The sequence below is a fragment of the uncultured Paraglaciecola sp. genome (assembly GCF_943787955.1).
Taxonomy (GTDB): domain Bacteria; phylum Pseudomonadota; class Gammaproteobacteria; order Enterobacterales; family Alteromonadaceae; genus Paraglaciecola.
In genome coordinates this window covers 22,598-44,413 of sequence record NZ_CALSOK010000005.1, presented here as the reverse complement: position 1 = coordinate 44,413, position 21,816 = coordinate 22,598, and the positions used below count along the sequence as shown (strand labels likewise).

General features: G+C 40.2%; 17 protein-coding genes. 14 read left to right on the top strand and 3 right to left on the bottom strand.

Annotation, left to right across the window (positions count from 1 at the left end):
- On the top strand, positions 1-374 hold a 374-nt coding region (locus Q0Y52_RS04720; RefSeq protein WP_297818672.1), incomplete at its 5' end, for an amidohydrolase family protein.
- On the top strand, positions 355-630 hold the full coding sequence (locus Q0Y52_RS04715; protein WP_297818669.1) for an amidohydrolase family protein: 276 nt from the start codon (positions 355-357) through the stop codon (positions 628-630). The genes Q0Y52_RS04720 and Q0Y52_RS04715, both read left to right, overlap by 20 nt.
- A 760-nt stretch (positions 631-1,390) precedes the next feature.
- Here Q0Y52_RS04715 and Q0Y52_RS04710 read toward each other — a convergent pair.
- Positions 1,391-1,879, bottom strand: coding sequence for an Lrp/AsnC family transcriptional regulator (locus tag Q0Y52_RS04710; RefSeq protein ID WP_297818666.1), 489 nt, complete (start codon positions 1,877-1,879; stop codon positions 1,391-1,393).
- A gap of 212 nt (positions 1,880-2,091) precedes the next feature.
- On the opposite strand from Q0Y52_RS04710, the gene Q0Y52_RS04705 reads away from it, so the two are divergent.
- The 8 genes from Q0Y52_RS04705 to Q0Y52_RS04670 all read left to right on the top strand — a co-directional run bounded on the left by Q0Y52_RS04705 (position 2,092) and on the right by Q0Y52_RS04670 (position 10,707).
- On the top strand, positions 2,092-3,324 hold the full coding sequence (locus Q0Y52_RS04705; protein ID WP_297818663.1) for a 3-methyl-2-oxobutanoate dehydrogenase (2-methylpropanoyl-transferring) subunit alpha: 1,233 nt from the start codon (positions 2,092-2,094) through the stop codon (positions 3,322-3,324).
- A gap of 2 nt (positions 3,325-3,326) precedes the next feature.
- On the top strand, positions 3,327-4,367 hold the full coding sequence (locus Q0Y52_RS04700; RefSeq protein ID WP_366939244.1) for an alpha-ketoacid dehydrogenase subunit beta: 1,041 nt from the start codon (positions 3,327-3,329) through the stop codon (positions 4,365-4,367).
- Positions 4,368-4,369: 2 nt separating this feature from the next.
- A complete protein-coding gene (locus Q0Y52_RS04695) occupies positions 4,370-5,716 on the top strand; it encodes a dihydrolipoamide acetyltransferase family protein (RefSeq protein WP_297818660.1) in 1,347 nt (448 codons plus the stop codon).
- Between the two features lie 8 nt (positions 5,717-5,724).
- On the top strand, positions 5,725-7,143 hold the full coding sequence (gene lpdA, locus Q0Y52_RS04690; protein ID WP_297818657.1) for a dihydrolipoyl dehydrogenase: 1,419 nt from the start codon (positions 5,725-5,727) through the stop codon (positions 7,141-7,143).
- A gap of 43 nt (positions 7,144-7,186) precedes the next feature.
- Positions 7,187-8,338, top strand: a complete 1,152-nt coding sequence (locus Q0Y52_RS04685; RefSeq protein WP_297818655.1) for an acyl-CoA dehydrogenase family protein — start codon at positions 7,187-7,189, stop codon at positions 8,336-8,338.
- 36 nt (positions 8,339-8,374) lie between these two features.
- Positions 8,375-9,439 (top strand): branched-chain amino acid aminotransferase, encoded by a 1,065-nt coding sequence (locus Q0Y52_RS04680; protein WP_297818652.1) that lies wholly within the window; start codon positions 8,375-8,377, stop codon positions 9,437-9,439.
- 24 nt (positions 9,440-9,463) lie between these two features.
- On the top strand, positions 9,464-10,237 hold the full coding sequence (locus Q0Y52_RS04675; protein ID WP_297818649.1) for a 3-hydroxyacyl-CoA dehydrogenase: 774 nt from the start codon (positions 9,464-9,466) through the stop codon (positions 10,235-10,237).
- 62 nt (positions 10,238-10,299) lie between these two features.
- Positions 10,300-10,707, top strand: a complete 408-nt coding sequence (locus tag Q0Y52_RS04670) for a GFA family protein (protein WP_366939243.1) — start codon at positions 10,300-10,302, stop codon at positions 10,705-10,707.
- 166 nt (positions 10,708-10,873) lie between these two features.
- Here Q0Y52_RS04670 and Q0Y52_RS04665 read toward each other — a convergent pair whose 3' ends face one another.
- Positions 10,874-11,713 carry a D-hexose-6-phosphate mutarotase gene (locus tag Q0Y52_RS04665; RefSeq protein ID WP_297818646.1) on the bottom strand — a complete coding sequence of 280 codons (840 nt, stop codon included), beginning with the start codon at positions 11,711-11,713 and terminating at the stop codon, positions 10,874-10,876.
- Between the two features lie 109 nt (positions 11,714-11,822).
- Positions 11,823-12,818 carry a type I glyceraldehyde-3-phosphate dehydrogenase gene (gap, locus tag Q0Y52_RS04660; protein ID WP_297818644.1) on the bottom strand — a complete coding sequence of 332 codons (996 nt, stop codon included), beginning with the start codon at positions 12,816-12,818 and terminating at the stop codon, positions 11,823-11,825.
- 311 nt (positions 12,819-13,129) lie between these two features.
- Between gap and malQ the strand changes: the two genes are divergently transcribed.
- The 4 genes from malQ (at position 13,130) to Q0Y52_RS04640 (ending at position 21,651) form a co-directional block, all read left to right on the top strand.
- Entirely contained in the window at positions 13,130-15,325 is a 2,196-nt protein-coding gene (malQ, locus tag Q0Y52_RS04655) for a 4-alpha-glucanotransferase (RefSeq protein ID WP_297818641.1), read from the top strand.
- A 51-nt stretch (positions 15,326-15,376) separates the two neighbouring features.
- Complete coding sequence (gene glgB / locus Q0Y52_RS04650) at positions 15,377-17,569, top strand: 1,4-alpha-glucan branching protein GlgB (protein WP_297818639.1); 2,193 nt, start codon at positions 15,377-15,379, stop codon at positions 17,567-17,569.
- Between the two features lie 2 nt (positions 17,570-17,571).
- Complete coding sequence (gene glgX / locus Q0Y52_RS04645; RefSeq protein WP_297818637.1) at positions 17,572-19,650, top strand: glycogen debranching protein GlgX; 2,079 nt, start codon at positions 17,572-17,574, stop codon at positions 19,648-19,650.
- 540 nt (positions 19,651-20,190) lie between these two features.
- On the top strand, positions 20,191-21,651 hold the full coding sequence (locus tag Q0Y52_RS04640; protein WP_297818635.1) for a glyceraldehyde-3-phosphate dehydrogenase: 1,461 nt from the start codon (positions 20,191-20,193) through the stop codon (positions 21,649-21,651).
- Positions 21,652-21,816: the final 165 nt, after the last annotated feature.

The following is a 21,816-nucleotide window of genomic DNA, read 5'->3' as shown; positions in this document are numbered from 1 at the left end:
CAGCCGGAACTGGGCAACAATTTTTTAATGATGAAGTGAAAGCAATTATAGATACCGCTCACCAGTTAGGAAGAAAGGTTACCGCACATGCGCATAATGCAGACGGTATTAATGCAGCGTTACGTGCTGGAGTTGATTCTATTGAACACGGTACCTTTTCTGATAAAGAATCATTAGATTTATTTAAGAAAACAGGGGCTTACTTTATACCCACATTACTAGCGGGCGCTACCGTGTCAGATATTGCAGCAGATGAAAATTCATTTTTTGTACAATCGGTTAGAGATAAAGCCAAAGAAGTGGGGCCTCAAATGATAGATACGTTAAGCCTTGTCTATAAAAAAGGCATTAAAATTGCGTTTGGTACCCGATAGTTATGTATCTAAACACGGCCTTAATGCAACAGAGTTTGGACTATTAGTGCAAGCAGGCTTAAGCCCAACTGAAGCGATTAAAACGGCCACAATATATGGTGCTGATAATCTTGGTAAATCGGACGTTTTGGGTTCTATCGAAGCAGGAAAGTTTGCAGATATTGTCGCTGTTCATGGTGATCCAACAAAAGATATCACGGAGCTTATGGATATTGATTTTGTGATGAAGGAAGGCGTTGTTTATAAAAACAAGTAAGTTTGGTACTACTTGCAGCCCCTCTGTTTTATTCAATATATTGAGAAAAAGCAGAGTAGGTTTGACAATATGTTCAAAAGTTAGCTCTAATAATATCAAGCTACTGCGAAAAAGGTATAGCCAGAGGTCTTTGCTTGTTTATTCGTCGCACTAGGGAATGTGGGGGTGTCTGGATGTACTTCAGTTGAAAAGTCTCAATCCGCTTCATTTATTCCTCGTAGTGAGCTTTTCGCAGATCCAACATACTTAGCTCTTAAGCTCAGTCCTGACGGTAAACAAATTACCTAACCTGAGTTCGGGATAATGTGTGTCGTCTAAATAGTTTTTTATTCATAAATTCAGATAGTTAAGCTAATTTTCCTTAATCTACACACTCAACAGCATTATCAACATCGAAATTTTTGTGGATATCAAGGCGGGCTTACGTACGTAATAGCGGGCTATTGCTAGTAAGCTCAACGAAGGTAGGCGCAAAAAGAGCGATGTTGAGAGGCGCGGCTTATCCCGAATTCAGGTTACCTACAAAAAATGGTCAAACGGTGCATTAAATATTTGGGGTGGCCCAACGGATGATCCTAAAGCAGCAGTCCCTGTTACTTCATTTAAACTATCCCCTAAAAAATTCTGTTGCGGACGAACACCGCTGGAAACATTACTTGATGGAAAATCGGTTTGGGCAGAAAAGAATTTAGCTCAAATCTAAACTGACGACACCATTTGAAAAATGGGTAACTGGCAGATCAAGTCTGAGCTACTACAGTTAACGTATAAGAACTTTTAAATGCCCCAATGGTAATTCAGTTTTATAGCAAATTTGCTTTAGTGAAAAGCTACTTTTAATATGACTGATCCCATCCATTTCAGTCACCTTATCTAAAAAAACTTGATAGCTGATTAAATCAGGTACTGCAACTCGAATGAGATAATCAAAATCGCCTGTCATTAAATAGCACTCCATTACTTCTGGCCATTGACTAATTTCTTCTTCGAAAACTTCTAAGTGGCTTTTTTTCTGGCGAATTAGTGTGATTTGCATAAATACATTAACAGGTAGTCCAACGGATTTTGGATTTAACAAGGTGACTTTACCTCTAAAAAAACCAGCTTCTTCTAAAAGTTTAACTCGTCGTGAACAAGGGGATGGAGACAGCGAAACTTTGTCTGCAAGTTCTATATTTGAAATGCCTGCATCATGCTGTAATGCTTTTAATATTTCTATGTCAGTTTTGTCTATAATGAAATTTAGCATGTCAGTTAGTCCTGATTTTTTGAGTGATATTGAATTATATAGCCAATGTATACGCATAAATTGATGTTATCCACCAATTTACCGTTCAATTTTGTGATTATTTGGTATGACTCACTACCGTTTCCCATAGTATATTTCTCTTAGAATTTTCTCGCTTCATTTAGTTTCAATAAATTGGAAATGGAGCGCTTTGCTTTGGAAAAAACACGAACATGAATAATGAAGCACCTTTGAGTTTACACGTGCCTGAACCTTCTTCTAGACCGGGCGATAAACCCGATTTTAGTCATATCAGCGTACCAGCAGCAGGAACTGTTCCTAAACCTGATATAGATTGCGCCCCTGCAAGTATTCGCGAACTTGCTTATGACATGGTCAGAGTGCTGGATGATAACGGTGTTGCCATTGGCGAGTGGGTTCCAGAAGTTGATGATTATTTTTTATTAAAAGGCTTAACCGTGATGTTAAAAACGCGACTTTTTGACGAACGTATGTTCATGTCGCAGCGTCAAGGAAAAACCTCTATTTATGTACAGTGTCGAGGTGAGGAGGCGGTAGCTTGTGCACAACGTATGGCGTTATCTCAAGGAGATATGTGTTTTCCGAGTTATCGACAACAGGGCTTATTAATTGCCCAAGATTTTCCTATGGTCGATATGATTAACCAAATTTACTCTAATTCAAAAGACAAGTTGGGTGGTCGCTCACTACCTTTTTTCTATTCTGAGCGTGATTATGGATTTTTCTCTATTTCTGGCAACCTAGGAACTCAGTTTATGCAAGCTGTTGGTTGGGCAATGGGATCTGCAATTAAAGGGGATACTAAAGTCGCTTCAGGTTGGATAGGTGATGGTTCAACGGCTGAAAGTGACTTTCACTCAGCACTTGTTTTTGCTTCAACCTATAAACCTCCTGTTATTTTAAATGTTGTCAATAATCAGTGGGCCATTTCAACGTTTCAGGGGATCGCCAGTGGTGAGTCCGCAAATTTTGCTTGCCGTGGTCATGGTTTTAATATTCCTTCCATTCGAGTTGATGGTAATGACTTTTTAGCTGTTTATTCTGTTTCTAAATGGGCAATTGATCGTGCTCGAAGAAACTTAGGCCCTACCTTAATTGAATGGGTAACGTATCGCGCGGCTGCGCATACAACGTCGGATGATCCAACAAAGTATCGTCCAGCAGATGAAGCAGACTACTGGCCATTAGGCGATCCAATTGAGCGATTAAAAACGCACCTTATTGGAAAAGGTATTTGGGATGAAGCACAACATGAAGCGCTAACTAAAGCGCTAAAAGCAGAAGTGAAAGCTGCAGCAAAAGAAGCTGAAACTTACGGCACATTAGGCAAAGGTGCCGTTCCAGCTGTTAGTGAAATGTTTAACCATGTTTATAAAGAAATGCCTGCCCACCTGCGTAAACAACGTCAAGAAGCAGGTGTATAGATATGTCTGAAAAAATTATCTCTCAGAATGTGTCTCGTAAAAATATGATCGAAGCCATTCGTGATGCGCTTGATGTAACAATGGAACGAGACGATAACGTCATTGTTTTTGGTGAAGATGTTGGTTACTTCGGTGGTGTATTTAGAGCAACTGAGGGCTTACAAGCAAAGTATGGTAAATCACGTTGTTTTGATGCACCAATATCAGAGCTTGGCATTATAGGGGCTGCTGTTGGCATGGGAGCATATGGTTTACGACCAGTGCCTGAAATTCAATTTGCCGATTATATATTACCAGCGTATGACCAAATTGCTTCTGAAGCGGCACGTTTACGTTATCGCTCTTCAGGTGAATTTACTGCTCCTATGACTATCAGAACACCAACAGGCGGTGGTATATACGGTGGGCAAACCCATTCTCAATCACCTGAAGCGTTATTCACCCATGTGGCAGGATTAAAAACGGTTATTCCTTCTAATCCGTACGACGCTAAAGGTTTACTTATCGCTTCTATTGAAGATGATGACCCCGTTATATTTTTAGAGCCTAAACGTTTATATAACGGGCCCTTTGATGGTCATCACGATAGACCTGTTACGCCTTGGTCTGAACATGCAGCAAGTGAAGTGCCAGACGGTCATTACACGGTGCCTTTAGGCAAAGCCGCAATCACTAGTGAGGGTTCAGATGTGACGATTCTAGCTTACGGCACTATGGTACATGTTGCTCAATGTGCGGCAGAAGAAACAGGCATTGATGCAGAAGTAATCGACTTACGCACCTTATTGCCACTGGATGAAGAAACAATCGAGAAATCTGTGAAAAAAACAGGTCGTTGTATTGTTGTACACGAAGCCACTAAAACCAGCGGTTTTGGTGCTGAATTGATGGCCGTTGTTCAAGAGTTATGTCTGTACAGTTTAGAAGCTCCTATTATTCGAATTACCGGCTGGGATACGCCTTATCCCCATGCACAGGAATGGGAGTATTTCCCTGGTCCGGCTCGCGTTGGTGATGCATTAAGAAAAGTGATGGGGGAGTAGAAATGAGCAATTATTTAATTGAAGTACCTGATATTGGCGAAGGTATTGCTGAAGTTGAATTAGTGGAATGGAACGTTGCATTAGGTGGAACCATCGAAGAAGACGATGTTTTATGTTTAGTAATGACAGACAAAGCAACGGTTGAAATTCCATCTCCTGTCGATGGCACGGTAACGTGGCAAGCTTGCCAAGCTGGCGAAATGATCGCTGTTGGTGCTGACTTTGTGAAATTACAAGTAGAAGGCGAAGGTAACTTCGTGGAAAGTCAGCAAGCGACTGAAAATGCATCTAAGCCTGAAAAAGCGACTACTACAGCGGATCATACTGTAGGTGAAGAGCCTGTTGCAGTAACTGAAAAAGAAGCTGTACCGGTAAACAAAGAGGTTAAAGCAGCCTTTGAAAAGCCTTCAGTCAATTCAGTAACAAAAACAGCTACCGCTTCTAATCGAAATGTTACGGCTCCTCGTCCTGAAGGCCAAAAACCTTTAGCCGCTCCTGCTGTTCGTCAACGTGCAATGGATGCAGGCATTAACTTAAATTATGTACGTGGAACTGGTCCTGCTGAGCGTATTACGCATAATGATTTAGATGCTTTTATTTCTGGCCAATCATCTGCAGAGGCTCCAGTAGCATCCTCTAACAGTGTTGCTAATGAATCAATTGAAGAAGTCAAAGTGATTGGATTACGCCGTAAAATTGCAGCGATTATGCAAGATACAATGCAGCGTATTCCGCATTTTACCTATGTTGAAGAGATTGATGTGACTGAGCTAGAAAAGTTACGCATCAAGCTTAATAAAGAGCGAGCAGATGAACAGCCAAAACTCACTATGCTGCCTTTTTTCATCAAAGCGCTAGTGGTTGCCTTACAAGATTATCCTGAAATGAGTGCTCGTTTCGATGATGACGATAATATTGTGTATCGCTATGGTGCTGCCCATGTCGGTATAGCTACTCAAACTGAGAGTGGATTAGTTGTGCCAGTAATTAGGCATGCTGAAACTCTTGATTTATGGCAATCAGCTAATGAAGTTAAACGTCTATCTACCGCCGCTCGCAGTGGTAAAGCAAAACGTGAAGAATTAAGTGGTTCAACTATTACTATAACAAGCCTTGGTCCCTTGGGCGGTATTGTGACTACACCTGTTATCAATTCACCTGAAGTGGCGATTATCGGTATTAATAAAATTGCTAAACGCCCTGTTTGGCAAGATGGAGGTTTTGTTCCTCGCGATATCATGAATATTTCATCTTCGTTTGATCACCGCGTGATTGATGGTTGGGAAGCGACTCTGTTTGTACAACGTATTAAAAGTTTGCTTGAGTCTCCAGCAACCTTATTCATGTAGGAGTGAATATGAATAATTTAGTTTCATGTAAAGTTTTAGTAGTAGGTGCAGGTCCTGGTGGTTACGTTGCTGCAATTCGTGCGGGACAGTTAGGCTTAGATACCGTTATTATTGAAGGCGACAGAGCAGGGGGAACATGTTTAATTCGTGGGTGTATCCCATCAAAAGCGTTAATACATGCAGCATCGCGTTTTGAAGAAATTAATGCCCACACAGGTGACGGTAAGTTAGGAATTTTAGTACCACAGCCTGCACAGTTAGATATGCCAAAACTGATTGACTGGAAAGACTCTATTGTTGCTCTTTTAAGTAGTGGTGTTGAAGCTTTACTTAAAAAAAATAAAGTCAGACAAATTAAAGGTTGGGCTAATTTTTCAGACGCTAAAAACTGCACAGTGGACACTGCACAAGGTATTGTAAACATCAAAGCTGAACACGTTATTTTAGCGACAGGCTCAACCGCAACAGCACTGCCCTTTTTACCTTATAGTGAAAATGTTATCTCTTCTACACAGGCACTTGAGCAACACGAATTACCTAACCATTTAGTTGTGATTGGGGCGGGTTATATCGGCTTAGAAATGGGCATCGCTTACCGTAAACTTGGGGCTAAAGTCACGTTTGTTGAAGGCATGGATTCTATTGTGCCGTTGTTTGATAAAGAGCTAACGAAACCTGTAGCGACATGGTTGAAAAATCATAATGTAGAGATTGAATATTCTGCTCGAGCAGTATCAGTTATTGAGCATGGTACTGGTGAAGGAGCTACATTAACTTACAGCGATAAAAATGGCATTGAGCATTCTATTCATGGCGACAAAATTTTAGTGACTGTGGGGCGTCGTCCGAATACTCAAGGTTACGGTTTAGCTAACATGTGTGTAGATATGGATGGGGCTTTCGTTAAAGTTGACAACCAATGTCGCACAGCGATGAAAAATGTTTGGGCAATTGGTGATTTAGTTGGAGAACCAATGTTAGCGCATAAAGCTTCTGCCCAAGGTGAAATGGTTGCCGAAATCATTTCTGGTTTAAAGCGTGAATTTAACCCAAGCGTTATACCTGCGGTTTGTTTTACTGAGCCTGAACTTGTTGGTGTTGGCTTAACGGCAGTTGAAGCAAAATCACAAGGAATAGAAACACTGGTAGGCAAATTTCCTTTTGCAGCAATTGGTAAGGCCTTAGCCATGGAAGCTGGTAATGATGGTGGCTTTGTGCGTATTACAGCGCGTAAAGATAACCATGTTGTTATTGGTATTCATGCTGTGGGGGCTCATGTTGCAGAGTTAAGTAATCAATTTGCTACCGCTATTGAAATGGGCGCAAGGTTAGAAGATTTAGCCAACACCATTCATGTGCACCCAACATTAGGCGAGGCCACAATGGAAGCAGCCATGTTAACACTGGGTCACGCCATACATATATAGTTGGAACGATGGTTAAATTCTATAAATACCTTGAGATGAAACAATGCAAATAACGTTTAATGAAGAAGAAATAATGATCCAAGATACAGCAAAACAATTTGCTGTAGCTGAATTAAAACCCAATGCTGAATTGGTAGAGAAAGAAAGCGGGAAAGCACTTTTTTTATCGAATATTAAAAAACTCAGTGAATTGGGTTTTATGGGGATTAATATTGATAGTCAATATGGCGGTATTCAGGCTGGAAGTGTTGCTTTTTCTTTAGCTATTACAGAGATAGCTCGTGGTTGCGCTTCAACAGCTGTTACCACTTCAGTGACTAATATGGTTGCTGAAGTCATTCAAGCCGTTGGGAATGAAGATCAGAAACAACATTATTTACCAAAAATTTGTAGTGGTGAATATTATGCGGGGGGCTTTTGTTTAACAGAGTCAACTGCGGGTTCAGATCCTTCTGCCATGAAAACTAAAGCAATAAAAGAGGGTGATGAATATATTCTTACGGGTAGTAAAATTTATATTACTTCAGCTGATTATGCTGGTGTTTTTGTTGTTTGGGCAGTAACAGACCCTGATGCTCCGCGCGTAAAAGGTATTAGCTGTTTTCTTGTTGATAGCCAATTACCAGGTATTACGATAGGTAAACCGGAAGATAAAATGGGCCAAAAAGCTTCTTCAACGAATGAAGTGACTTTTGATACCTGTCGTATTCCTGCTTCAGCTTTGTTAGGAAAAGAAAATCAAGGCTTTAAGATTGCAATAACTGAATTAGCCGGTGGCCGTATAGGTATTGCTTCTTTAGCGTTAGGTTTAGGGCTTGAGGCACTTGATTACGCGACAGGATATATTAAGGAGCGCAAACAATTTGGCAAACCGTTAGCAAGCTTTCAAGGTTTGCAATGGATGTTAGCTGACAGATATACAGAATTAGAAGCTGCTCGTTTAATCATTATGCAAGCTGCCGTAAATAAAGATAATAGTTTACCTTTTTCAACCTCAGCTTCGATGGCAAAAGTTTTTGCGTCTGAAAAAGCCAATGACGCTTGTTATACGGCATTGCAGTTATTGGGTGGCGCAGGATATATAAAAGAGTATCCGCTAGAACGTTTAGCGCGAGACGTTAGAATTACCACTATATACGAAGGTACTAGCGAGATTCAGCGAGTCATTATTGCCAGAGATATTTTAAAAGACTAAAAACATAAATTTATAAATATAAATGAGTAGCAAATAATGACAATTAAAATTAATTCAATTTCACCAGACAAACGTGGTGCTTGTCCTGCAGAGTTTAGTTTTGGTGAAACCTTCTCTGACCATATGTTTATTCAGCAATTTACCCCAGAGAAGCGCTGGCATAATCAACAGATTTATCCTTACCAGCCTTTATCTCTAGATCCTTCGGCTGCTGTTTTACACTATAGCCAAGAAATATTTGAAGGGCTCAAGGCTTATCGTCGCGCGAATGGCAGTGTTAACTTATTTCGTCCTCAAGAAAATGTAAGACGCTTTAATCGTTCTGCAAAACGTATGGTAATGCCAGAAGTTGATGAAATTTTGCACTTGGAAGCTATAAAGTCACTGGTTTATTTAGATCAAGATTGGGTGCCTCATCAACAAGGTTCATCTTTGTATATACGCCCTACTATGATTGCTACAAGCCCTAAATTGGGACTTGGCGCTAGTCGTAATTATAGCCATTTTATTATTACAGGTCCGGCAGGTAACTATTTTAAAGGCGGATTAACACCTATACCAGTTTTTGTTGCAGATGAATATCGTCGTGCAGTAAAAGGCGGTGTTGGGGAGGCTAAAACTGGAGGTAACTATGCTGCTAGCCTTTTTGCTTCTGAAGAAGTTATTAAGTTGGGTTATTCCCAAGTACTTTGGTTAGATGCGGTTGAAGGCAAATATATAGAAGAAGTTGGCGCAATGAATATCTGCTTTGTTTATGAAGGAGAGCAGATTGTCACGCCTGAACTTAGTGGCAGTATTTTACCTGGTATTACACGTGATTCTATTTTGAAATTAGCACCCACATTAGGCTACGAAGTAAGCGAACAACGTTTAGATATTGAAGTGATTTTAGCCGATATCACCAGAGGGAAAATAACCGAAGTATTTGGTTGTGGTACTGCTGCTGTTATATCCCCTTTAGGAAAACTTGGCTTTAAGGGAAAAGAGTACGTTATTAACGGTAATGAAACCGGTGACGTTGCTACCAAGCTTTATGATGAGTTGACGGGCATCCAGTATGGTACCCGTGAAGATAAATTTGACTGGGTAGTGTCAGTTTAAAAGGTTTTATTAATAGGAGGTAATATGAATTTAGTAGATAAAGTTGCTGTAGTTACCGGCGGTGCTTCAGGCCTAGGACGAGCAACACTAGAAGAGTTAATTAAAGTAGGTGTAAAAGTTGCTGCTTTCGACCTTAACAAAGATCAAGGAGAGCAGTTCGTAGCAGAATTTGGTGCTGATAAAGTACTATTTTCTTGTACAGATGTTACCAGTGATAGCTCAGTTGAAGCTGCATTTGAATCTGTTATTGCTAAGTTTGGTCGTGTAGATATTTGTATTAATTGTGCAGGTATCGCACCTGCTAAAAAAGTGCTTGATCGCAACAAAAAAGCACAAGCGTTATCTGCTTTTAGCATTGCTATCAATATTAACTTAATTGGCAGTTTTAATGTTGCTCGTATTGCTGCTGAGAAAATGGCATTAAATGAACCCAATGACGACAATGAGCGCGGTGTTATTATTAATACAGCATCCGTTGCCGCTTATGATGGGCAAATGGGACAAACGGCTTATGCGGCAAGTAAAGGAGGAATTGTTGCATTAATGTTACCTATGGCGAGAGATTTAGCGTCTTCGGGGATCAGAGTGAATACGATTGCGCCAGGTATTATGGGAACGCCTATGTTGTTGGCTATGCCAGAACAAGTACAAGAGTCACTTGTTAGTAATATTCAATTTCCTAAACGTATGGGAGCGCCCAATGAGTTTGCACGTCTTTCGTTACATATAATCGAAAATGGCTACATCAACGGTGAAACTATTCGTCTAGACGGTGCTATTAGAATGCCGTCGAAGTAAATAAATATATTCGTTTTTATGATTAGTCCTTAATCCAATTCTAGCGTAAAAGAGTAGAAGTTATGATGAAAATTAACGGTAGTTGTCATTGTGGAGAAGTCACCTTCGAAGCTAGGATTGATCCAATGAAAGTACGAATTTGTCACTGTATTGATTGTCAAAAACTGTCTGGTACTGCTTTTAGAACAACTGTTATGTCCCAACCTGATGGAATAACCTTCACCAAAGGGAAAGCAAAGGAATACATCAAAATAGCAGAGAACGGCAATCGTCGAGCACAAGGGTTTTGTCAGGATTGCGGTAGCAGTTTATATGCGACTACCGCTGAAAAATCTAATCGAGTATATGGCATAAGGGTAGGGACTCTTGAGCAACGTAATGAGTTAACACCATGTTTTCAGTTTTGGTGTCGTTCAGCATTACCTTGGCTTAACAAGCTGAATGATATACCTGCTTTTGAAGAGAACTGATAAATATTATCATTTGTAATAGGAGATATAAAAGTCAATAAGTTCGAGGCTTGCTTAAACCCGTCGAGAGGTTTTTATTTATAAAACCTCTAAAAATTCAGAGAAAAATTAATCAACTGACTTTCAACTTCTACTTTAGTTTCAAGTCATGGAATGTTAGTGGTTTTTAATAAATGGTTTGTTCCAAAATGTGAGTACTATGAGCTAGAACTTCTTGCTTTTGCGTAATAGCCGTTTCCACACACAACATAGTCAGATAACTATCGTTTGTCATGTCGTTCATGTTGATGGATTTTTCCTGCCATGGGTTCCACACCACTATGCTGTCATGACCCGAAGATAGAATGTTAGTTTCTACTTGCTCATCAACAATGCTGAGGGTGCTTGGCTTTTCTAAATGTACTCTGTCTGTTTCCTCGTGGAATCGGTATGGCTTAGGCGTATCGAACAATCGATAATCGCGCGTTTTATCAGAATACTGCTCAGACAAACCCAACAACTCGCATTGCTTGATATTTGAAATTGCAAAATAACTATGTAGCGCACAATTAAAGGTTAAGGGTGCGTCACCAAGGTTGGTGGTGCGTAATTGTATGTTTAACTGTCGTCCAACTCGAACCACTAGGGTGAGTTGTGCGTTGCCTTCAAACCCATCGCCTTTGCTAGTTTGTGGTTTTAGGCTGATGGTTGTGCCGGTATCCGTTTCTTCAGTATTGAGGATGTCCCAAGCTTGTGTGCGCACATAACCGTGAGCCGCTGCTGTAGTATTAGATGTATGTTCGCCGAACCAAGGCCAGCAGATAGGTATGCCGCCACGGATCGCTTTGCTACTGTCGAATAAAGCATTTGGGCTTACCCATAAGCGCTCTCTGTTGTCATGTTTTGGTTTGAAACTCAAAATGTGTCCCCCAAATAAAGATATTTCGGCATGGGCAAAGGCGTTATTAATATGCAAAATCTGAATTTTTTGTCGTGTTTTAATCGTGGTTGAATCAGTCAGTAGCATGTGAGTTCTCTGTGGGGGGATCAAAAAAGGCGACTTATATAGACGCCTTTTTAACATATTTTAATAGCCAAATTAAAGATCAACAGATCCTATTAAGGCGCCAAGCTATTTATTTGCTGATATGAGCTACCAAATCTAGTACTTTGTTTGAATAACCAATTTCATTGTCATACCAAGAAACCAACTTCACAAATGTATCCGTTAAGGCAATTCCTGCTGTGGCATCAAAAATTGAAGTGCGCACATCGCCAATAAAATCTTGTGAAACAACCGCATCTTCGGTGTAACCCATTACACCTTGCATATCGCCTTCAGAAGCGGCTTTCATCGCAGCACAAATTTCTGCATAGGTAGCTGGTTTTGCTAAGTTTACCGTTAAATCAACCACTGACACATCAGCGGTAGGCACACGAAAAGCCATACCCGTAAGTTTGCCATTAAGCTCTGGGATAACTTTACCCACAGCTTTCGCTGCACCGGTAGATGATGGAATGATGTTTTGAGACGCCCCACGTCCACCACGCCAATCTTTAGCCGATGGGCTGTCAACAGTTTTCTGCGTAGCTGTTGTTGCGTGTACAGTTGTCATTAAACCGTCAACAATGCCAAAGTTATCGTTTAATACTTTAGCCAAAGGCGCTAGGCAGTTAGTCGTACAAGATGCGTTAGATACCACATCTTGACCAGCATATTCGCTATGGTTAACCCCCATCACAAACATTGGCGTTGCATCTTTAGAAGGGGCAGAGAGAACGACTTTTTTGGCTCCCGCTTCGATATGTTTACGTGCAGTTTCGTCAGTCAAAAATAGACCCGTTGATTCAACTACAACTTCTGCACCAATGGTATCCCAAGCTAAGTCTGCAGGGTTACGCTCAGCGGTCACACGCACTGTTTTACCATTAACGACCAATTGACCGTCTTTTACTTCAACAGTGCCATTAAATTTTCCATGGGTAGAGTCATACTTAAGCATATACGCCATGTAGTCTGCATCTAATAGATCGTTAATACCCACTACTTCAATGTCGTTACGTTCACATGCGGCACGGAATACAAATCGACCTATTCGGCCGAAGCCATTGATACCTACTTTTATTGCCATCTTCAATCCTCTGATCTTTTTCAAACAAGTTGTTTAAACAAGGTTTTTACGAAAGGTGGTAACACCCTTCTGAAATATAATTACAAAATTATGGACTAAATAGCTTAATAAGGCAAAATATTCACGGTAATTTGTTATTAAATTACAATATTGTTATTTTGAAGGTATTTATTCGTTACTAACGAAGCGATTATCGTTGATAATAGTTGGATACAAATGGCGGTATATCATTGCTAGATATTACCTCCAATATTAAGGTATAAATGAAAGCTCAATAGGCACTAGTCAAATTGCAAAGGAATTACATTTTAATGACGTCTTCGTTACTTGAACAATTGGTGGAATATCGTGGAATTGAATCTCACTATAACGATGCCTGGGGTCGCCCCACAAATATAGCAACAGCAACAAAAACGAAATTATTATCAGCAATGGGATATCAAGTTGATGAGCCTAATTCGTTGTTAAAACAAGTGCAGGAAAATAGTCATAATGCCTGGTTATCTGTATTGAACCCTGTGCAAGTTCTTCGTGTTGCAGAAAATTTACAAATTGTAGTGCGTCTTCCCATTGAGCTGGTGACAGATGAATACATCGCTCATATTAATACTGAACTAGGCGAAATAATAGAGCATCGGTTTGTACCCATCGACTGTCAATTGGTAAATGTTGCACATATTGAAGATATGGAATTTCAAGAATATCTCATCGATATTCCGATAACATTACCATTGGGATACCATTCATTATCTTTAGTAATAGATGATGATGAGCTGGGAAGCATGCGACTTATAATAGCGCCATCCTCTTGCTATAAACCTGAGGCATTATTACAAGGTCAAAAGGTCTGGGGAATCAGTGTGCAGTTGTATTGTTTGCGCAGTGATAATAATTGGGGCGTTGGGGATTTTTCAGATTTATCTTTTCTGGTTGAAAAGCTGGCTAAACAAGGTGCTCAATTTGTTGGACTTAATCCCATTCATGCGCTTTATCCTGCTAATCCCAATGCTTGTAGCCCATATGGGCCATCTTCTCGTCGCTGGCTAAATTTTATTTATATTGATGTGACAGCACTGGACGGTTATCAACAAGCCAGTACTCAAGCTGTTGTAAACGATATTGATTTTCAGCAAAAACTACAAAAGGCGCGATCTACTGATTTAGTCGATTACGAGTTAGTCACTGAGTTAAAGTTAAATGCGTTAGAAAAAGTCTTTGCACATCAAAATAGTCAATATCTATCAAAAAACACTAAATTAAATAAAATATTTAAAGCCTTTGTCGTTGAAGGCGGCGAAAGTTTAAAGACCTTAGCAATATATGATGCGCTTCAAGAAAGTTTAGTGGCACAACAAAAACCATCTTCTGGTTGGCCCGTTTTTCCAAAAGAATTATCAGATTTCTATAATCCTGCAGTAAAAACGTTTAGCAAAAAAAATGCTAAACGAGTGAAGTTTTTTTTGTGGCTGCAATGGCAAGCAGCGTTGCAGCTTGAACAAGCTAACCAGGTTGCAGAGCAAAATAAGATGTCGATTGGTTTATATCGTGATTTAGCTGTAGGGGTAAGTGAAGGCAGCGCAGAAATTTGGGGCAATAAAGAATTGTATTGCACGAAAGCAAGTATAGGTGCACCATCCGATATATTAGGTCCACTAGGGCAAAATTGGGGATTGCCGCCCATGGATCCAGAAAAACTTTACGAACAACAATACCAACCTATTATTGAACTATTTGACGCTAATATGCGGGCCACTGGTGCGCTGCGTATTGATCACGTGATGGCGTTATTGAGATTATGGTGGGTGGCAAAGGGTGATGATGCCAAAGAAGGGGGCTATGTGTATTATCCAGTGGATGACCTATTGGCTATTTTGGCATTAGAAAGCCACAGACACCAAAGTTTGGTAATTGGTGAAGACCTAGGAACTGTTCCAGATGAGATAAGGACTAAATTAGCAGAAAATGGTGTGTATTCTTACCGCGTGTTCTTTTTTGAACAGGCTGACGACGGTGGTTTTTTCTCACCTGCTCATTACCCTGAACAGTCCATGTCTACTCTCACCACTCATGATATGCCTACCTTAACAGGGTATTGGCATTGTGATGATTTGGCATTAGGCAAAAAATTGGGGTTATATCCTACCGACGAAATTCTGAGCACTTTATATACCAGTAGACATGAAAATAAGCAGTCCATTTTAGATACCTTACATGGTCATCATTCGGTTAATGATGAGGTTGGACGTAATGGGCATAATGTGGCTATGAGTAAAGCGTTAAATTTTGGAATGCAGTTACATATGGCTGCTGGTTCAAGTGCGCTGCTCAGTTTACAATTAGAAGATTGGTTAGAAATGGATAAACCCGTTAATATTCCTGGTACCTTTAATGAATATCCCAATTGGCGGCGCAAGTTATCGCGAAATTTGCAGGACATATTTAATGACAGTTCATTAAATAATCTTGCGGCTAATTTAACTGAGGCACGTCAACACTCCTCAAAGTAAAATAGAAAGTGGCTCATATATAATGTGAGCCACTCATACTAAGGCGACACAATGCAACTCGAACAAGCACTAAAACAAGCCAAATGTACTTTTCCATTTACTCATTTGGGCGCTCATTTTCAGCCATCAAACTCTATTTTCACTATTACAACTTGGCTGCCCAATGCAGAGAAAGTCAACGTCATTGACTTAGCATCGGGTAAGCCGCTCGGCTCTTTAAAAAAAGTTAATGGTAGTCATTTATTTCGAGGGGAGTTTAACGTTAAACAAGCACCGCAGGTTTACGCATTCGAGGTAGCCAATACACAAGGGCAATACCAGGTTGTTGACCCTTATCAGTTTCAAGAGCAAGCTTATCACGCGGTACATTTTATCGATCACAGTGCGCAAAATGTCTATCAACAACTAGGTGCACAATTGATTAATTTGGATGTGGGATTAGAAGCGCCCATTCAAGCAACTCGGTTTGCTGTGTTCGCACCTAATGCGAGTGCTGTTTCACTGATTGGTGAGTTTAATTATTGGGATGGTTCGTGTCTGCCCATGCAAAAAACCGACTTTGGTTATTGGGTATTGGTTGTGCCGGGCATAGAGGCTGGGGCTAAATACAAATATCAAATTAAAGATGCTGCTGGTAATGAATTACCTCACAAAGCTGATCCTGTTGGCTTTTATGCTGAGCAATACCCTTCTCATACTTCTGTAGTTTACGACCACCAGCAATATCAATGGAAAGATAAAGCATGGCTTAAAAAGGCTAAAAATAATAAATACCATCAGCCGATGAGTATATATGAATTACACTTGGCCTCATGGAAACGACCCTCGGCTGATTCTGCAGAAACCTACCTAAGTTATCGAGAGTTAGCAGAGCAAATAATCCCCTACATTAAACACATGGGTTACACCCATATTGAGTTGTTACCTGTTTCTGAGTTTCCTTTTGATGGCTCTTGGGGCTATCAACCAGTGGGATTGTTTGCACCTAGTAGTCGGTTTGGTACACCCGATGATTTCAAGTTTTTTGTTGACCAATGTCATCAAAATAACATTGGCGTGATCATCGATTGGGTGCCTGCCCATTTCCCCGAAGACGGCCACGGCTTAGCAAGATTTGATGGCACCCATGTTTACGAATATGAAGATCCACGCAAAGGGTGGCATCCAGATTGGAATTCGTGCATTTACGATTTTGGTAAGGATACTGTACGTCAATTTCTGGTAGCCAATGCGTTGTTTTGGGTAGATAAATACCATATTGATGGACTGCGTGTTGATGCGGTGGCATCCATGTTGTATTTGGATTACTCCCGAGATGAGGGAGATTGGATCCCCAATGTAGATGGTGGAAATCACAATTTCGAAGCCATAAGTTTTCTACAATGGATGAATACAGAAGTATACGAAAAATTCCCTCATGCAATGACTATCGCCGAGGAGTCTACTTCGTTTCCTAAGGTATCGCGCCCCGTGTCTGAAGGTGGTTTGGGCTTTGGTTTTAAATGGAATATGGGTTGGATGCATGACTCATTGCATTATATTGCTAAAGATCCGTCATATCGACGTTATCACCATAATGAAATTACATTCTCCATGGTGTATGCATTTGATGAAAGTTTTGTGTTACCTATTTCTCATGACGAAGTGGTTCATGGTAAAGGCTCATTGTTGCGTAAGATGCCTGGTGACGAGTGGCAACAAGCGGCTAATCTGCGTGCTTATGCTGGATTTATGTATGCTCACCCAGGAAAAAAACTTAACTTCATGGGTAATGAGATTGGTCAAGCCGCAGAGTGGAATCATGATAGCTCGGTTAATTGGCATTTACTTGAGTTCGAGAAGCATCAAGGTATCCAAAACTTGTATCGCGACTTAAATAAAGCGTATCGCAAATATCCCGCGTTATATGAATTAGATCACAGCCATGAAGGCTTCGAATGGATTGATCATGGTAATGCGGAGCAAAGTATTTTGTCTGTATTACGAAAGTCCACTGATGCAAAACAAAAGATTTATGTGCTGATTAATTTTACGCCTGTACCATACGAAAACTTTACATTAGGTGTCCAGGATGAAGGCGTGTATGAGCTGATTTTGAACTCAGACGATAAAAAATATTGGGGCGGCGCTCACAAAACCAACAAAAAAATGCAGGCAACCTCAGAGCCTTGGAACGACCAACCTTATTCTGTGAATGTTAATTTACCCTCTTTGGCATGTTTATTTATTTTATTTAAGGGCTAGTCATGTCCAATTTTTATGTTTCAGATGGGCAACCTAATCCTCTTGGTGCCACTATAGGGCATGGTGGCTGCAACTTTGCCGTGCATTGCCCGAGTGCCGATGGGGTTGAGATCTGTTTGTTTGATAAAAATACAGAAGAACAGCTGGCGGCAATTGTTATGCCTGCAAAAACGGGCAAAATTTGGCACTGCCAGCTTGATGGAATTCAGGCTGGGCAATTGTATGGATACCGAGTGATTGGCGAAAATCATGCGCATGTAGGGCTGAAATTCGATCATCAGAAGTTACTCATTGACCCCTATGCAAAAGCATTAAATAGGTCTGCTGTATGGAATAAAACTCAGTATAAGGGTGATAGCCAGTTTATGATCCCAAAAGGCATAGTTCAAAACTCTGAGGGTAATCTAAAACAAACTCCAAAACCCCAGACGCCACTTGATCAAACTGTGATTTATGAAACTCACGTTAAAGGATTAACTCAGTTGCATCCCAGTGTGCCTGACCAATATAAAGGTAAATTTTTGGGGGTGTGCCAACCTGCGATTGTGAACCATTTAAAATCATTAGGTATTACCGCTATCCAGTTAATGCCAGTGGCAGCATTTATGCCAGAACCCTATATCACCAATAAAGGTCTGACCAATTATTGGGGTTACAATCCGATTAATTATTTTTCTCCCGACCCTAGATATGCAATAGATGATGGTGTAGCTGAATTTAAAACTATGACGCAGACTCTTCATGAAGCAGGTATTGAAGTGATTTTGGACGTGGTTTATAACCACACTGCTGAGGGAGGCATTGATGGTCCGCTGTTGTCATTTAAAGGGTTTGATAATTCTTCATGTTATTTATTTGAGCGAAACGAATATGGCGCTGTTGATTACAATAAATATGTGAATAATTCAGGCTGCGGTAATAGTGTTAATACTGCTTTTCCTTATGTACTCAAAATGGTTATGGATGCACTTCGCTATTGGACTACAGAAATGGGCGTGGATGGGTTTCGTTTTGACTTGGCAGCTAGTTTAGGTCGAGATCCTTATGAGTTTTCAACCTTATCTGGTTTTTTCCGCACTATTCGTCAAGATCCTGTGTTGGTCAATACAAAGCTAATTGCTGAACCTTGGGACATAGGTCATGGTGGTTATCGACTGGGACAATTTCCATCAAATTGGCTAGAGTGCAATGATAAATATCGTGATACGGTGCGAGCATATTGGCGAGGAGATAAAGGTCTTGTCAGCGATTTTGCGACTCGTTTATTAGGTTCACGTGATGTGTTTCCTAAAGCAGATCGTTCCATTCTTACTTCTGTCAACAACATCAGTTATCACGACGGTTTTACTTTACACGATCTAGTGAGTTATGCCGAGAGGCATAACGAAGCGAATGGCGAACAAAACCGAGATGGCCACGGGCATAATTTGTCGGCTAACTATGGTGTCGAAGGCCCAACCACAGATGCTAAAATACTTGCTATGCGCGAGCGACAAAAGCGTAACCTGTTTGCCACTTTGATGTTGTCCCAAGGTATTCCTCACATGCTTGGTGGCGACGAACTCAGCCGAACTCAACATGGTAACAACAACGCATATTGCCAAGACAATAACATCAGCTGGCTTGATTGGACATTAAACCAATCTAAACAAGACTTTTTAACTTTTTGTCAGCAAACCATTTCTTTGCGTAAAAGCAGTGAGATTCTCAACCACCTTAATTTAAAAGATGACCGCTATTTATCAGGTCACAATGTGGAAAAAATTAATTGGTATCGACCAGATGGAGCACGCAAGCTAGAAGACGACTGGCAAAATCATGACAATCAATCTTTTGCTTTAGAGCTATGCGGGCCATATAGCGAAAGTCAATCACACCACGAACATTGGTTGTTGGTCTTTAATGCCAGCGAACACGACGTGCATTTTCATTTGCCCGATTTAGGTGCCAACACAGCTTGGAAAATTATGCTGGATACTCGATATGCGAGATGGTCTGAACAACCCAATATACTTATTAGACAAGTGCATATGCAGGCATTTAGAAGTATTTGTGTGTTTAAGTGCTCCATTGGGGATTGATTTGGCAAAGAGCCTGCTCCGCTAACATTCATATTTCAATAAAGGAATGTTTTATTGCTGCAACGTTTAGATAGTCTGCTTTTTATAAAACAGTCATCCAAAGCATCTGAATAGTGACGTATTTATAAATACATGGCTAATTGTCTTATTTTGATGGAGTGGAATTGGTTATTAACTGTTTTTTATTCTATTTATTTAAATCGTTAAGCTAAATTTCACTTTTTTTATGAAAGTAACTTTCATTTCATGATGATAAATATCTGCGATTTGGTACCAGAATCGTATTATTTGTCTTTAATTTGGCTCATTTGATTAGTTAAGTCGTGAGTTTTTAAAAAGTTGTTAAAAGATCACCTATATATAACCACTTTTTATTGTCTTTTAGACAAATCCGTAATTTATCAACAATTTGGCTCTACCTCTTTCCTTCTTTAGAATGCTGCGCAAATTGAGAAAAATCTTAATCTTTTATGGGCCGGGGGTATTTGTTACCAAGGTCATTTCAGCGATTTAATTACTAAGGTAGTAAGACTTAATATTATGAATCAACAGTTAGAGCAGGAACTATTAGGCAGTTGGCAAGAAAGACAAGAGTTTGCTGAGCAAATGCAACCTATTCTGGGTAAGTTATATCGAAACAGAGCAATTGAAATATCTGTTTATGGGCGTCCTTTATTAGGTGCTAGCGCCATCGATATTATTAAGGCTCACCGCACAGTAAGACTCAAAGAAAAGCAAAAGTTGCGTCTAAGAGAAAGTTGGCCATTGCTTAAAGCATTAAATAAAATGGAACTTGCTCCTGCTCATATTGATTTAGGAAAATTGGCGTATGGTTATCATTATGATCCCGCCTATTCGGGCGTATCGATTGAAGACTATTTGTCTAAACAGTTAAAAGTGATTGTGAATGTTAAAGATGATCAAAAACCTCAAGATGTGGTGTTGTATGGATTTGGTAGAATAGGCCGATTGTTGGCCAGATTACTGATTGAAAGGCAAGGTACGAACAATAAGTTACGCTTAAAAGCGATTGTTGTTCGTGGTGGCAAAGAAGGTGATTTAGAAAAACGTGCGAGTTTATTACGCCGTGATTCAGTGCATGGACCTTTTAATGGCAGTATCACTATCGATATAGAAAAAAATGCGATTAAAGCCAACGGCTCTTATATTCAAGTTATCTATGCTAACAACCCGATTGAGGTCGATTACAATAAATATGGGATCGATCAAGCGATCCTTGTCGACAATACCGGTATGTGGCGTGATGAACAAGGCCTAGGTCAGCATCTACAATCCAAGGGTGTTAAAAAGGTATTGTTAACGGCACCAGGAAAAGGTGATATTAAAAATATTGTGTACGGGGTAAATGACAAAGACATATTGTCATCAGATACCATCTTGTCTGCTGCCAGCTGCACCACTAATGCCATCACACCCGTGCTAAAAGCATTAGATGAAAAATATGTGATTAAAAGTGGGCATGTTGAAACCGTGCACTCCTATACTAATGATCAAAACCTGATTGATAATTTTCATAAAGGTGATCGCCGTGGTCGCAGTGCACCATTAAATATGGTCATTACAGAAACCGGTGCCGCTACCGCAGTGGCTAAAGCTTACCCAATATTAGAAGGGAAACTCACTGGTAGCTCTATTCGTGTGCCCACTCCTAATGTGTCTTTGGCGATATTGAATTTACACTTAGGTGAAGCAACTGATAAAGCCGCTATTAATGAATATTTACGGGATATTGCTTTATTTTCGCCGTTGCAACATCAAATTAATTTCACCGCGTCAAAAGAAATTGTATCCACCGACTTGGTGGGCACACGCGCACCTTCAGTTGTTGATTCTCAAGCTACAATAGTCGCTGGCAATAGAGCCACATTATATGTGTGGTATGACAATGAATTTGGTTACAGTTGTCAGGTGATGAAAGTATTGCAACATATTTCTGGCTTAGTATACCCAACATTGCCTGATTCTTTGCCAAGTCAATGATACTGATCTGACCTTGGTTCGAAGATAAATGTAAAAAACGTTTTTGATGGTTTTTTAGATGGAAACATGTGAGGCACTCCATTTCTTTGTCACACCAATCCTTATTGACGTGGCTTGAATTAAAGTGTCCTGTCGTTATAAAACGCGTATTTTGAAGTGGCTTGG